Annotated in this window: 16 protein-coding genes and 1 pseudogene; 6 read left to right on the forward strand and 11 right to left on the reverse strand. The window is 30.1% G+C overall.

Annotated elements, in window-relative coordinates; translation table 11 throughout:
• Positions 1-19: 19 nt before the first annotated feature.
• On the reverse strand, positions 20-1,258 hold the full coding sequence (gene nusA / locus IPK18_06355; protein QQR99125.1) for a transcription termination/antitermination protein NusA: 1,239 nt from the start codon (positions 1,256-1,258) through the stop codon (positions 20-22).
• A gap of 5 nt (positions 1,259-1,263) precedes the next feature.
• On the reverse strand, positions 1,264-1,740 hold the full coding sequence (locus tag IPK18_06360) for a ribosome assembly cofactor RimP (GenBank protein QQR99126.1): 477 nt from the start codon (positions 1,738-1,740) through the stop codon (positions 1,264-1,266).
• Positions 1,741-1,927: 187 nt separating this feature from the next.
• Here IPK18_06360 and IPK18_06365 point away from each other — a divergent pair, with 187 nt between their 5' ends.
• The 4 genes from IPK18_06365 to IPK18_06380 all read left to right on the forward strand — a co-directional run bounded on the left by IPK18_06365 (position 1,928) and on the right by IPK18_06380 (position 4,616).
• On the forward strand, positions 1,928-2,392 hold the full coding sequence (locus IPK18_06365; protein ID QQR99127.1) for a hypothetical protein: 465 nt from the start codon (positions 1,928-1,930) through the stop codon (positions 2,390-2,392).
• A gap of 14 nt (positions 2,393-2,406) precedes the next feature.
• Entirely contained in the window at positions 2,407-2,898 is a 492-nt protein-coding gene (locus tag IPK18_06370) for a DUF4112 domain-containing protein (GenBank protein ID QQR99128.1), read from the forward strand.
• Between the two features lie 66 nt (positions 2,899-2,964).
• Positions 2,965-3,957 (forward strand): polyphosphate kinase 2, encoded by a 993-nt coding sequence (gene ppk2, locus IPK18_06375; GenBank protein QQR99129.1) that lies wholly within the window; start codon positions 2,965-2,967, stop codon positions 3,955-3,957.
• Positions 3,958-4,046: 89 nt separating this feature from the next.
• Positions 4,047-4,616, forward strand: a complete 570-nt coding sequence (locus tag IPK18_06380; GenBank protein QQR99130.1) for a hypothetical protein — start codon at positions 4,047-4,049, stop codon at positions 4,614-4,616.
• Here IPK18_06380 and IPK18_06385 read toward each other — a convergent pair.
• The 7 genes and pseudogenes from IPK18_06385 to IPK18_06415 all read right to left on the reverse strand — a co-directional run bounded on the left by IPK18_06385 (position 4,611) and on the right by IPK18_06415 (position 9,523).
• Positions 4,611-4,958 carry a hypothetical protein gene (locus tag IPK18_06385; protein QQR99131.1) on the reverse strand — a complete coding sequence of 116 codons (348 nt, stop codon included), beginning with the start codon at positions 4,956-4,958 and terminating at the stop codon, positions 4,611-4,613. The genes IPK18_06380 and IPK18_06385 overlap by 6 nt on opposite strands.
• Positions 4,959-4,981: 23 nt before the next feature.
• A complete protein-coding gene (locus tag IPK18_06390) occupies positions 4,982-5,143 on the reverse strand; it encodes a hypothetical protein (protein QQR99132.1) in 162 nt (53 codons plus the stop codon).
• Positions 5,109-5,729, reverse strand: coding sequence for an undecaprenyl/decaprenyl-phosphate alpha-N-acetylglucosaminyl 1-phosphate transferase (locus IPK18_06395; protein ID QQR99133.1), 621 nt, complete (start codon positions 5,727-5,729; stop codon positions 5,109-5,111). The genes IPK18_06390 and IPK18_06395 overlap by 35 nt, the downstream gene beginning before the upstream one ends.
• A gap of 33 nt (positions 5,730-5,762) precedes the next feature.
• A complete protein-coding gene (locus IPK18_06400; protein ID QQR99134.1) occupies positions 5,763-6,434 on the reverse strand; it encodes a glycosyltransferase in 672 nt (223 codons plus the stop codon).
• A gap of 15 nt (positions 6,435-6,449) precedes the next feature.
• Positions 6,450-6,737 (reverse strand): annotated as a pseudogene (locus tag IPK18_06405) (glycosyltransferase family 1 protein).
• A 15-nt stretch (positions 6,738-6,752) separates the two neighbouring features.
• On the reverse strand, positions 6,753-6,893 hold the full coding sequence (locus tag IPK18_06410) for a hypothetical protein (GenBank protein QQR99135.1): 141 nt from the start codon (positions 6,891-6,893) through the stop codon (positions 6,753-6,755).
• On the reverse strand, positions 6,893-9,523 hold the full coding sequence (locus IPK18_06415) for an AAA family ATPase (GenBank protein QQR99136.1): 2,631 nt from the start codon (positions 9,521-9,523) through the stop codon (positions 6,893-6,895). Before IPK18_06415 ends, IPK18_06410 begins: the two co-directional genes overlap by 1 nt.
• A gap of 74 nt (positions 9,524-9,597) precedes the next feature.
• Here IPK18_06415 and thiL point away from each other — a divergent pair, with 74 nt between their 5' ends.
• On the forward strand, positions 9,598-10,626 hold the full coding sequence (thiL, locus tag IPK18_06420; protein QQR99137.1) for a thiamine-phosphate kinase: 1,029 nt from the start codon (positions 9,598-9,600) through the stop codon (positions 10,624-10,626).
• Here the strand turns inward: thiL and IPK18_06425 are convergent.
• Positions 10,623-13,214 (reverse strand): zinc-dependent metalloprotease, encoded by a 2,592-nt coding sequence (locus IPK18_06425; GenBank protein QQR99138.1) that lies wholly within the window; start codon positions 13,212-13,214, stop codon positions 10,623-10,625. The genes thiL and IPK18_06425 overlap by 4 nt on opposite strands.
• Positions 13,215-13,224: 10 nt before the next feature.
• Positions 13,225-13,668, reverse strand: coding sequence for a hypothetical protein (locus IPK18_06430; GenBank protein ID QQR99139.1), 444 nt, complete (start codon positions 13,666-13,668; stop codon positions 13,225-13,227).
• Between the two features lie 169 nt (positions 13,669-13,837).
• Here IPK18_06430 and IPK18_06435 point away from each other — a divergent pair, with 169 nt between their 5' ends.
• The gene (locus IPK18_06435; GenBank protein ID QQR99140.1) at positions 13,838-14,662 is read left to right on the forward strand and encodes an acyltransferase family protein; all 825 of its coding nucleotides are present in this window, start codon (positions 13,838-13,840) and stop codon (positions 14,660-14,662) included.
• Positions 14,663-14,713 lie beyond the last annotated feature (51 nt).

Raw genomic sequence — 14,713 nt, forward strand, 5'->3', positions numbered from 1 at the left:
TGTTTCTGATTACAGAATTTTATTCAAATTCTGATTTTAATATTCTAATAATTTCGTCTACGGTTTCGTCTTCTAAGTCAGTTCTTCTAATTAAGTCTTCTCTGTCAATTTCTAGAACGCTTTTTGCTGTATCGCAACCAATTTCTTTGAGTAATTTGATAATCCATTCGTCAATTTCATCTGCAAAGTCATCTAAATTAACATCATCATCATGCATTTCGTCGGTGTCTCTGAATACATCAATATCATAACCTGTAATTTTTCCTGCTAATTTGATATTAAAACCTCCTTTTCCGATTGCTAATGAAACTTGATCGGGTTTTAAGAATACTGCTGCTTTTTTTCTTTCATCATCTAATGATATAGATTCAATTTTTGCTGGTGTAAGTGTTCTTTGTAACATCAACATTATATTGCTTGTATGGTTGATGATATCTATGTTTTCATTTCTTAATTCTCTAACAATTCCATGAATTCTTGAGCCTTTCATTCCTACGCAAGCTCCAACTGGATCAATTCTATCATCGTAAGATTCTACTACAACTTTTGCCCTTTCGCCTGGTTCTCTAACTATTTTTCTGATGATAATTAATCCATCAAAAATTTCTGGTACTTCTTGTTCTAATAATTTTGCAAGGAACTCTGGCGCCGTTCTTGAAAGAATAACTAATGGCGTGCTACCTCTTAGTTCTACGTCTTTAATGACTGCTCTAATGGTATCTCCTTTTTTGTAGAAATCTGTTTTTATTTGTTCGTTTTTAGGTAGGATTAGTTCGTTACCTTCATCATCTAACAGTAAAATTTCTTTTCTCCATACTTGGTATACTTCTGCTGAAATAATATCTCCAATTCTATCTTTATATTTTTTGTATACTTCGTCTTTTTCTAAGTCTAAAATTCTAGAAATTAGTGTTTGTCTTGCTGCAAGAATGGCTCTTCTGCCAAATATTTCTAATGGAATTGGCTCATACAATTCTTCATCTACTTCCATGTCTGGCTCTATTGTTTTAGCGTAAGATAGTTCTACTTCCGCAAGTTTGTCTTCTACCTGACCATCTTCAACAACATTTCTATGTCTCCAAATTTCTAAATCACCTTTGTCTGTATTTACTATAATGTCAAAGTTTTGATCTGAAGTGTATTTTTTTCTAAGGAGTGTTTTAAAGACATCTTCCAAGACACGCATCATTGTTGGTCTGTCTATGTTCTTAAACTCTTTAAATTCCGAGAACGACTCTACTAATTCTACAGTATTCATGTTTTTTAAATTTTAAAAATGAAATGTTTTTTTATTGATTTAATTTCTGATAATAATATTGTTTTATTTTCTGTGATTATTTCTTTTTTTACCTTTTTTTCTGTTTGAATTTCAACACTATCTGGATTGTATGCAATCAGTATTCCAATATCTTTTGTACCATCATTCATTAGTATTTCTACATTTTTATCTATATTTTTTAGAAATTGTTGTGGTACTTTAAAAGGTTGATCCATTCCGGGTGATGATACCTCTAATGTATATTTTTCACCTACTAATTGATTTGACTCTAAATATTCTTCTAGCTTTCTGCTGGTTTTTGCACACTCATCTATCGTAATATTTGTATCTGATCTATCAATAAATACTTCTATCTTATTCGTTGGCAATACTTTAACATCAACCACAAACATAGTTGTGTTGTCAATATTATTGTTTAAATATTGCTCAATTTGTTCCTTTAATTGAATAGAATTTTCCATTATTTTTTATAAATAAAAAGAGGACTTTGTCAAGTCCTCTCATCAATCTTGGTGCAAAGATAAGTATAAATTTGTATAAAACAAATATTTTTTGCTTTTTATAAGTAGCTAAACTTAAAATATCTTAATATGTCTAAAAAAATAGCTGAGAAAATATTATTTTCGTGCATTAATATAAATAGACATTATGACAATACCACAATTTGAACACTTAAATAACGAAGAAAAAGAATTGCTTTTTGATGTTCCTGCAATTATTACATTACTAATTGGTTCTGCAGATGATGATTTAAACAGTGAAGAAATTAGTACTGGGCTTAGAATAATTTTAGTAAGAAAAGATAGTGGTGACAAATTGTTACAAGATTATTATGAAGCTGCAAACAATGTTTTTGATAGCTCATTAAACAAATATAGTTTAGCATACGAAAACTTAGCTACTGAAGAGCGTATTGAAAAATTGAGTGTTATTTTAACTCAACTAGATACAATTCTACCAACTATAGATCCATTGTATGCAAGTACCTTGATAAAATCATTTAGAACATTTGCAAAAGAAATAGCTGAAGCATCTGGTGGTTTTGCAGGAATAGCAAGTGTATCTAATGTAGAGCAACAACTTGTATCTTTACCAATGATTAATTTTCATTAATTGTATTTAATACAATGCAAACAATAAACGAAAAGAATAAGCTTCCAAAGGAATTGGTAAATGTGTCTAAGTATGTAAAGCTAATGGACAGTGCATTTAAAATTCCAGGAACAAATAGAACATTTGGAATAGATCCAATATTAAACTTAATTCCATATGGTGGTGCCATTGCTGGATATTTAATTTCTGCGTATTTGTTAATAGGTATGTTTAGAAATGGAGCAAGCTCTAAAGTGATTGGCAAAATGATTGGTAATATTACTTTAGACGCAGTTGTTGGTGCTATTCCATTTTTAGGTACTGTATTTGATTTTATGTTTAAGGCAAATAAAAGAAACCTAACATTAGCCATAGAACATTTTGAAGAAGGAAAACACCAAGGCAGTATTTTACCATATCTTATTCCAATAATAATTATTCTTATAGTACTGTTTGCTTTTGTTGTCTATATTACTATCATTGCATTTAGGTTCTTTTTTGATATACTAAATCAAATACAACTCTGACAAATATCATAACAACAATTAACTAATATCATATATTAAACAACTTTGTTGGAATATTTTTGCTAAATGGCAAAAGTAAATCCAAACACAAAGACAAAGACAAAAAATCTTGAGGTACAGAAGACTAATGTACCAAACACAAAAGAAACAACACTACCATTAGACAACAAAAATGGAAGTGATTCTACTAATGAAATAAAAAATGAAGAGCAATCTATTTTGATTAGAGACTTGAATAATCTAAAATCAAAAAAAGATTTAGCAGAATTAATAAAAAGCGAAGGTGCAAGCCCAAATAAAATTCTATCAAATATTGCTTATGAAGAACAGTTGCATGATTTACAGATAGAATTGGTGCAATTACAAAGATGGACACAAGAAACAGGTGCAAGAATTGCTGTTTTATTTGAAGGAAGAGATGCTGCAGGAAAAGGTGGAACCATCAGAAGATTTACAGAACATATAAATCCACGTGCTATGCGCGTAGTAGCATTACCAAAACCTAGTGATGAAGAAAAAGGACAATGGTATTTTCAAAGATATATTAAACAACTACCAAATAAAGGAGAAATTGTCTTTTTTGATAGAAGTTGGTATAATAGAGCAGTTGTAGAGCCAGTAAATTATTTCTGTACACAACAACAGTATGAAGTATTTATGCAGCAAGTAACAGAATTTGAACATATGCTCTACGAAGATGGCGTTATCATTATAAAATTTTGGTTTTCTATATCAAAAGAAGAGCAATTAAGAAGATTTGAATCAAGGAAAAAGAACCCATTGAAACAATGGAAGTTGAGCCCAGTTGATATGCAAGCACAGGAAAAATGGGATATCTACACAAAATATAAAGAAGAAATGTTTAGACGTACGCATACTTCTTTCTCACCTTGGATAATTGTAAAAGCAAATAACAAGCAAAAAGCAAGATTAGAAAGTATTAGATATGTTATCTCTCTAATTCCATATGTAGATAAAATAAGTACCAAAACGCGTACACATCCAGACCCAAATATTGTAGCAAGATACCATAGAAAATCGCAACAAGTAGATAATTAATATTTTTCTTCGCACATTGTCTATTAAATTATTTCTCGTTTATATAATAAATTATATAAATTTACGACATCTTTTAATAGACCTAAAACATGAATGAAAATAAAAACCAACACGAACTAAATGTTTGTTTGGATGAATGTCTATTGTATATACATTCATTCTTAAAAGGAAAAAAAACAGTTGTAAAGACATTGCAAATTGGATTAGCTGATGGCAAACTTGCAAACACCATTGTAAATGCTACTCAGAAACCACATATTGTTGTAGACCCAAGACAAGAAATGCACCAGTTTTCAGGAATTAAATTCTTAAAAGCAGAAGACAATTGGGATTTGATTGATTTCAGAGATGATAATTCGTACGCAGTTTTACCAAAACTTTTAGAAGGAAACATATTGCCTGAATTTATAGTAATTGATGGTGACTTGCGATTTGATGCAATGCTCACAGATTTCTTTAATGTGGATTTGATTCTTAAGAAAAATTGCTTTGTCTTGATTAGAAAAAATGAATTGGAAAGCACAAGATTGGTGCATCAGTTTATACAAACAAACAGACAAGAATATACTATTGTAAAAGAACTAAACCAATATATTCTTTATCAGAAAGAAGCTAGAGATATAAGGAAAATGGATTTTTTTGAGCCTTTTTATTTATAAAGAACCTACTAAGTTTTTTACTTGCTTTTGCTCTCTATCTTTTGTAGGATTTGATTTTTTGCCAATAAAATGCAAAATGACAGTAAGTAGAATTGCCAAACCAAATTCTATGAAAACTAATGCTGTATTTCCTATAAACTGTAAAAAATATACTAGAATAATGAATAATATATTCACAAAAAACAATACAAATGATACTTGGATATGTGTCATTCCTAAGTCTATTAGTCTATGATGGATGTGTATTCTGTCTGCAAAAAAAGGTGATTTTTTTCTTATAATTCTAAGCGTAAATGCTCTTAATGTATCGTATATAGGAATTATAAGCACTGCAATTGCCATTGCTGGAGATGATACAATTGGTATTAAATCACTTTTCCACTTTTTAGAACAATTTCATTTTTCTCAATAAATTGTATAGCTAAGATGGCTACCAACAGACCAACAGACAGACTACCAGAATCTCCCATAAATATTTTTGCTGGTGTATAATTAAATCTTAAGAATGCAAGAATAGAACCAACCATAGCAGCAGACCATTATTGCATAATTGGTAAAACCATAATGTTGAAACCACACACCAAATGCTGTGGCAATAATAACACCAACACCACCTGCTAGTAAATTTATTCCATCAATAATATTAAATGCATTAATAATAAATACAATAGTAACAATACTTAGAAGTATGCTTGGAAACTCTGATAGCATAGAAATACCAAATAAACCATACATACTTGTTAATCTTATTTTTCCAATAACAACAATGATAGATGCCGCAAATATTTGTCCAACAAATTTTTTATAAGGCACCAATTCTACAATATCATCTTTGGCACCAACCATAAAAATAAAACACAGTGCAGCTAGTATATATCTTATTTCATTAACAGAATCTAATAATGAAAACAAACAAAATGAAATAAGAAAGCCACCAAATATGGCAATTCCACCTAAGTTTGGAATGGCAGCATCATGAGATTTTCTTTCATTATCTGGTGTATCATATAGGTGTTTAATATCAGCAACTTTAATAATTGATGGTATAAACATATACGTCAATATAAAAGAAGTTACCAACGAAGCAGGAAGAAACAAATCAGTTTTTGACATTAGCATCTCAAAATTAAAAAGAATTCTTTTATTTTATGAATGTTTGTTAATTAAAATTAAAATTTCTGCTAAATAATTTTTAGCAATCAGTTGTACAGAGAATCTAGATTCTGCTCTTTGTCTGGCATGTTTTCCCATTTCGATTTTTGTAGTATTATCCAATAAAATATATTTTTCCATTGCCTTGTATAATGATGTTGTATCGGCAACATCAGCAAATAAAGCACATTGCTCGTCTACAGCATCTTTGCATCCAGCAACATTTGTAGCTATACATGGTTTTTGCATAGCCATAGCTTCTAGCAAAACTCTTGGCAAACCTTCTCTGTATGATGGCAATACAACACAATCTGAAGCACAAATAATATTTCTTGTATCTTTTACATAGCCTTGATATATTATTTTGTCTGTTATCAATGTACTTGTTAGTTTTTCTTTTTGAATGCCACTCGGATTGTTTTCATCAAAATCTCCTACGATTGTAAATGTTGTATTGTTGTACTTTTTAATTATTTTTTGTGCTGCGCCAATGTATTCATATATTCCTTTGTCTTTCAATAATCTACCTATAAACAAAAACCGAACCAAACTATTTTCAAGCGCATTTTGTTTGCAAAAATTTGGATGAAAATAGTCTACATCGATTCCTGATCCATTAATAATTTTAGTTTTACTATTGTTTACTAATTTTTTTTTGGCGAACAAATTTGCATCTTCTTGATTTTGGAAAAACACCAAATTTGAGCGTAGAAATGCTATTTTATATAATAGTTTAGATATGCTAGATGCTATACTTTTGTTTAAAAATGTATAGCCTAAACCAGTTACGGTACATATTGTTTTTGTTTTGCCAAATAGTGTAGCTAAGCTTCCGTAAATGTTTGGCTTAATTGTGTACTGAAGTGCAACATCAATTTTTTCTTGCTTATATATTTTTCTTAGTTCTAACAGAAGTTGTAAATCTTGTATTGGATTGGTTCCTTTCCTTGTTAGTTTTTTGATTGGAATAAATTTGAAACCATTTTATACAATAGTTTTAGCGTAATCATCTTGTGGTGCAATGGCAATGACATTGATATTGTTTTCTTTCAGAAAATGCATCAAAGGCAATCTGAAATTAACAATGTTAAAAGATGTATTGGCAACTATTGCTATATTATGCATTAAAACCCTATTGAATTTCTTAAATTTTCTTTATATGCAAGATGTTGTACGTCGTCAATAGTTATGGTATGTATTGCTTGTTGTGTTCTACTGTTTTTATCTAAGGTTGCCATTCTTATATTTTGTTTTTTGATAACATCTTCAGTGGTTTGTCTTACTGTTCTTGCATTTCCAAAAAACTTGTCTTTATTTTTATACAAAAGTGCAAAATATTGTTGGATATGTTGTTTTGCAATTTCATCTACTTCTAAATCATCTTTTTTAAATAATGATTCTGCAATTTGCCACAATTCTTCTGGTGTATAGTCATCAAAATGTATTTTTTTGTCGAATCTTGAGTTTAATCCAGGATTTGATAGTAGAAATTCGTTCATATTGTCTGGATAGCCAGCTGCCAATACTACGAATTTTCCTCTATTATCTTCCATTCTTTTTAAAATTATTTCTATTGCCTCAGAGCCAAAATCGTTGCCTGATGATGCATTTTTGGTTAATGCATAAGCTTCATCAATAAATAAAACGCCACCCATTGCTTCTTCAATTTTTGAGCCTGTTTTTATTGCTGTTTGTCCAATAAATCCAGCAACTAATTGTTCTCTGTCTACTTCTACTACATGGCCACGTTCTAAAATTCCTAGTGATTTGAATATTTTACCTAAAATTCTGGCTACAGTTGTTTTTCCTGTGCCTGGATTTCCAGTAAAAACAGTGTGTAATGAAAATTTATTGAGTACATCTTTTCCAATTTCATTGTAGTACATTATTAATTTTACAAGCTCATCTATTTCTTTTTTCACAGTATTCATTCCTATTAGTTGGTGTAATTCTGTGAGTGCATCTTGCAATTCTACAATATCAACTTCTAGTACTAACTTCTTATGCTCTTCTTGTTCTGTTATTTTTTTTACATCTTCTAAAATTATGGTAGAAAGTTCTTCTTTAGAATATTGCTTAGATGCATCTTTCATTAGTCTAATACCTAATTCCATTTTGGCTGAGCCAACTACGCCTTCTACAAACCTAGCATTACCAAAGTTTTTATCTCTTTTTCTATATGCTTCTGTTAGATATTCTTTTAGTTCTACTTGAGCTTCTTTACTAAAAGTAAGTTTTGATTTTTCAGCAATTTTTATGGCAATTTGAAATAGTTCTTCTGGCAAATAGTCTTGAAAATTGAAGTATTGTCCAAATCTTGATTTTAAACCTGGATTTGATTGTAAAAACACTTCCATTTCTTTTGGATATCCTGCGCAGAAAATGGCAATATCGCCTGTGCCTTCGCTCATTTCTTTAATAAGTATTTCAATAACTTCTTTGCCATAGTCTTTACTGTCTTCTCCACTTCTTGCTAAAGCATAAGCTTCATCAATAAATAGAATTCCACCTTTAGATTTCTCAATTACTTTTTGTGTTTTTGGTGCTGTTTGTCCAATAAATTCTGCTACTAAATCAACTCTATTAACTTCGTTTAGATGTCCTAAACTTAATAAATCTAATTTGTGATATATTTTTCCAAGCAAGCGCATAACTGTGGTTTTTCCCGTGCCTGGATTTCCATACGCAACAGCATGTAGTTTTATATTTGCATCATCATCAATTCCTTGTTGTTTTCTTAAGTTTGCAAATTTTAGATAAGTAATTTGTTCGTTGATGGTGTTTTTTACATTCTCTAATCCTACAAGTTCGTTTAGTTCTACAAGTAGTTCATCTAATGTTTTATCTGTATCTAAATTATCACTAGCATTTGATTTTTGAGCAGAAACTATATTTTCTATTTTTTTGGTTAATGGTGTTTCGCCTTCTACATCTTCTTTGCCACATTCAAAAGCAGCCAAGGCAACAGAACAATCCATAAATACAACATCTAATATATATTTATCATCTTTCCATCCACCAGGCACATCACTTCCCCAGCCAACATCAAAAGTATAAGTCCAATCTTTTTTAGATGCTTCTATCTTACCTATTCTAAATGTCTGAGCTTTGTGCTGCCAAGCATCATCATAGTAATTGAAAAATATTTCATAATCCCAAGGTTTGTTTGTAAGATTTGTGAGCTTCATTTCTAGCCAAACATACTGTGTTGCTGCAGAATTGAATTTCTTCAAATATTTTCTTTCAGATTCTGGAATTATGTTTGCATTACCATCACCAGAAAATAACTTAATGTACTCTACTCTAAAATAAGGATTGTTATTATTTGTAACTAGTCCAATGTCGTTAATGATAAATTCTTTTTCTCCAATAAATTCTCCATCCAAATAGGCTTTCCAAAGGTAGGTGCCTGCTTTCCAGAAAGTTCCTTTTGTAGGAACGCCCCATCCATCTCTGTAGTAGATAATATTATCTTCTTTAGATACTTCTAAATTTGCATCTAAATTACAGATTGCCTTTTCTAAGTCGTTTTTATTAAACGCTTTAATTTCTATTTTACAACTCCAATCTTCTTCATCAAATAATTTATTATAAATTGCAACTTCAGCATTTAGATAATCAACTTCAGCAACATCATATACTGTTCTGTACTTTTTGGTACTATTTGCCATCCATTCAGTAGAACCATATACATTGATATGTTTTAGTTTAAATTTATTGTTTGCTTCTGAATTGTTTTTTTGAGAAAAAAACATGTGTTGTAAATTTTTTATCTAAAAATAATACTTTAATCTTAAAACGAATACACTATACCTAACTATATTTGTATATGGAAAAAAGAACAGAAATAGGCAAAATAGGTGAGTTTGGGTTAATTGATAGACTTACAAAGGATATAGTACTTAAACAAACATCAAGCATAAAAGGCATTGGCGATGATGCTGCTGTTTTGGAATATCAGAAAGCGCAAGTAGTTACAACAGATTTATTGGTAGAAGATATTCACTTTGACTTAGTGTACACACCATTGAAACACTTGGGATATAAAGCAGTAGTGGTTAATCTATCTGATGTTTATGCAATGAATGCAATTCCAAAGCAAATACTGGTAAGTTTTGCAATTTCTAATCGATTTTCTGTAGAAGCAGTAGAAGAAATCTATGAAGGCATAAAATTAGCATGCGAGCGTTATCAGGTAGATATTATTGGTGGCGATACAACGGCATCATCAAAAGGAATGATTATTTCTATAACAGCAATAGGCGAACAAAGTGCAGAAAAGATTGTATACAGAAATACAGCAAAAGAAGGTGATTTGTTGTGTGTTTCAGGCGATTTAGGTGCAGCATATATTGGCTTAAAAATGTTGCAAAGAGAGAAACAGGTATTCTTAAATGCACCCGATGCAAATATAGAATTGGATAAGCATACTTATATTGTAGAAAGACAATTGAAACCAGAAGCTCGTAAAGATATAATTGCATTTTTTGAACAAGAAAATATTGTGCCTACAAGTATGATAGATATTTCTGATGGCTTAAGTTCAGAGCTTTTACATATTTGTAAACAAAGCGATGTTGGTTGTCTATTGGAAGAAGCTAATATTCCAATAGCAAATGAAACGTATGATACTGCTTTAGATTTTAGTATTGATCCAATTACTTGTGCATTAAGTGGAGGCGAAGATTATGAGCTATTATTTACTATTGATTCAAAAGATAAATCTAAACTAGACAAACACCACGATATTGCTATCATAGGAGAAATTTTAGATGCCAACTTAGGTATAAAATTGCATACCAAAGGCGACAACTATCATGATTTAATTGCGCTTGGCTGGGATGGTTTAAAATCTTAGTCGTACAAGCTTTCTTGAATTATTAAAGACAAGTTTTTTCTGTGTGCTTTAGTTAAACTGTTTCCACTGCTTATTGTATCACACCATTGTTTAATTCTTTCCACTTGTGCCAAAGCAGCAGCTTTTATACTATAAGCTTGCCCAGATTTATTTTCAACGATATTCAATAAGCGCTCAACATATTCTCCTTGTATGTTTTGTCTTAGAGAATTTGTATTACTATATAAGTCATCTTTAAATATTGCATCAGTTAAATCTTTAAGCATTGTATTAATATCATACTTATTGCCATAAAGTTTTGTATCTACAATTCTTTTCAATACATCTTTGTGTAATACTTGGTCAAGAACAGATTTTTGGATGTTTAAAATTCTATCATGAATTTTTGGATCTTCATTACCTTCTCTGTTGTATCCTCTTCTTTGAATTTGTAAATAATTATATATATTTGAATCGAAATTTAAAGCATCTGGTGCAAAACAATATTTACTTAAAACGCTCATTGCTTTTTTCTGAGTTTGTAAATCAACTGGCGTGTATGGCTTATTCTCAGTTTCTTGGTTATTAAAAGATCTATCCATATAAACACCACCAATGTATTTGCTAACGATAGAAAGATTTCTTCCAATATTATTAGTAATTACAATATATGCATTTCTAACTGCATGATAAGATTGCTCCTCATCAGAATAAATATCTAATAATTTACTGATGGTATTTTTTAGCATAATAGTGTTTTCTGTAGCATAGCCTATTGGGTCACTGCTCATATCATTTAGCATTACTCTTGGATCCATTCCTTTTCCTGGTGCTCTCATGTCATCACCATCATTAAAAAATCTGTTTTCTTTCTTTGTAGATTGAGCAAGAATTTCTTCTAATCCTTTTTCTTCTTCTTCTTTGTTATTATAAGTTGAGTAGCCATATTTTATTGCCCATTCATCATATAGTCCAGGTTTAATATCAAAATATAATCCTTGTTTGTTTTTATCTGGAGAAATATTTGGGATAGTATAGTCCATCACAGAAGCAGTAAGTCCTATTGTAGAACCTAAAACAACATCTTGCATTTCTTGCTTATTATGCAATGTGCTTGCAATAAAATTATGGTTTAAGCCCATAGTATGTCCAAGCTCATGTAAAACTAAATCATACAATGCTTGTTTCAAAAATTCTCTTTGTTCAAAATCAGAGAAATCATTTGCTTTCAATAGGTTTATTCCTGCTTGAACATTATTATGCATTTGATTTCCAAAGCTACATCCAAAAGGATTTTCATGTTGTGCATCATTATCTAAGCTTGAAAAATCAAATAATTTTTCATAAATCACTCTATTGGTTAGATAAATATATTCCAACATAATATCAGCACCTAATATTTGTCCAGTTCTTGGATTTACAAAATGTGGTCCATAACCACCAAAAGGTGGACGTGGTGATGATGTCCATCTCAAAACATTATATCTTATATCTTCGGCATCCCAAGTAGCAGAATCTGGTTGTACATATACTTCTATTGCATTCTTGAATCCAGCTTTTTCAAAAGCAATATTCCATGTTAAAGCTGCATTTTTTATTGATTCTCTAAATTCAACAGGTGTTGTATTTTCTATCCACCAAACAATTGGAACAATCGGCTCAGAAATAACCTCGTTTGGATTCTTTTTTTGTAAATCCCAACGATGAATAATATCTCTAAATGGTGTTGGTGATGTTGATGTTTGGTCGTCTACCTTATTCATAAAATAACCTACACGTGGGTCATCGTTTCTTGGTTGATAATTATTGATTGGTACTTCAATAAAGCTATGTTGAATATCAATAGAAACAAAACGAGCATCTGTAACTTCTGTGCCACCACTGTTTATAGGAGAAGGATTGTCAAATACGTAAGAAACAGCTACATCAGTATTGCTTGGATAGTTCTTTATTTTAATATATTTTGTTTTTGATTTGCTTAATGAGCCTAAAGAAAAATCATCAGGTTTTGAATTTGGCGATTTAGAAGGTTTTATTTGTTTAATGGTTTCTGCAAAAAATAAGTTGTCTGCATCTATTAAGAACGCATCTTCATCTTTTGCTATTATTTTTTCAGATAAGAATAGTGGTCTATTAATATTTGAATTTTGAGATTTACTTAATGAATTATTTGGATCAAAATAATAGTTAGTATTTTCTAAATAGAAATCAAGTCTATCAAAATATTTTTCTATTTTAAATATTTCATTTTCACGATAACCACCTTTTGCATAGCCAGCATCTATTATTCCATTCATATCATGTGCGAAGTAAATGAATTCTTTAGAGAGTTTATCTTTTGTTACTTCTAGGTACAGTTTTCCATTTGTGCTATCTTGATAAAGGTTGAATAAACCACTTATTTTATTACATTTTTTGGTATAATCTTTTATAGATTTTATCTCGTCTTTCTTTTCAGATTTTGTAGCAGTACTATCCTTTTTTACAACAACAGTATCTTTCATAATTTGTACAGAAAGTGTATCTGATTTCTTATTCTTTTTTTTGTCTTTAGCACTTATTGTAAATAAATTAAATGCAACAATTAATGCGATGATTAGTATTCTCATATTTTATATACTATTTTTTGGGTACAAATATAGCCATTTTAGTTGAACTTATAAAGGGAAAAGGCTTTGCGAATGCAAAGCATTTTCCCTTATAAATATAAAAATGTAATAAAATATTATTTTGCATCACACTTTTCGCAGCACTTATCGTCTGGTGTGCATTTACCTTCGCATTTGTCACAACAAGGTTCGGTAGCATCTGCACAACAAGTTTTTTATGACATGAAGCAGAAGTAGAATCTGTATCAGATTTTTTACAACAAGCTTTCTGGTCTTCTAAGTTACATTTGTCACAACATTTATTATCTGCAGTGCACGTACCTTCACACTTATCACAACAAGGTTTTGCTGTACATTCTTTTTTACCTTTACAACATTCTTTTTTTTGTTTGCATGCTCGTAAGCCAAATACAACAAATATTGTCAAAAGAAGTATTCCTATTGTTTTTTTCATGATATTATTTTTTTTAATTATGAAATATATTACAAATATAGACAAATATTACTCATTATTCAATGTTATTTATTGAGAATTAAAATATGAGATATATCCTAAATTCAGACTTTGTATTAAATATCAGTAGATTATTATAAAATAGATTTAAAAATATTAACTTTGGATAATGAGTTGGCTAAGCAGCATTAAAGAAAAAATAGATAGTAATAAAAACTCTAACAAAGACTTTTTATCAAAATTTCCAAACAAGGTAGGCACATATGGTTATGATGCTTGGGGATTTAATTTAAAAGGAATAAAACCATTTGTCGAAGCAGGTAGATTTATATATGAGAATTATTTTAGAGTAGAAACCTATGGATTAGAAAATATACCAAAAGATGGAAGTGTACTTATTATTGGAAATCATAGCGGACAACTTCCAATAGATGCAGTACTCTTAGGTTATTCTCTAATAACCAACAAATATGCACCAAGAGTACCTAAAGGTATGTATGAAAGATTTGTACCACAAGTTCCATTTATTGGTATGCTTTTTAGCCAATGGGGTGGCACCTTAGGCGATCCAGAAAACTGTGATAAGATGTTAAGCAATGGAGAAGCTGTGATTGTATTTCCAGAAGGAGCGAGAGGAATTTCTAAACCAACAAGTAAAAAATATCAATTGCAAAAGTTTGGCAATGGATATATACACATGGCTGTAAAAAACAAAACACCTATAATTCCTGTTGGAATCGTAGGTTGCGAAGAAATACTAATAAATTTTGGAAACATAGATTTATTTCAAAAATTATTTAAGTTTCCAGCATTCCCATCTTTGTTGCCAGTAGTATTTCCATCTAAAGTTATTATGCATTTTGGTAAACCAATCTATTTTGATGGTGATATTGGAAAAGAACACATCATGGAAGATATGAACCAACAAGTAAAAAACGAAATAAAAAAGCTAATAGATCAAGGGCTACAAAAAAGAAAAGGAGTTTTCTCTTAAAATGTTTTTAGAATAAAAACAAGGCACTATTTTTTATTATTTTGTAATAAT

The organism is Sphingobacteriales bacterium (genome assembly GCA_016699615.1).
Taxonomy (GTDB): Bacteria; Bacteroidota; Bacteroidia; order Chitinophagales; family JADIYW01; genus JADJSS01.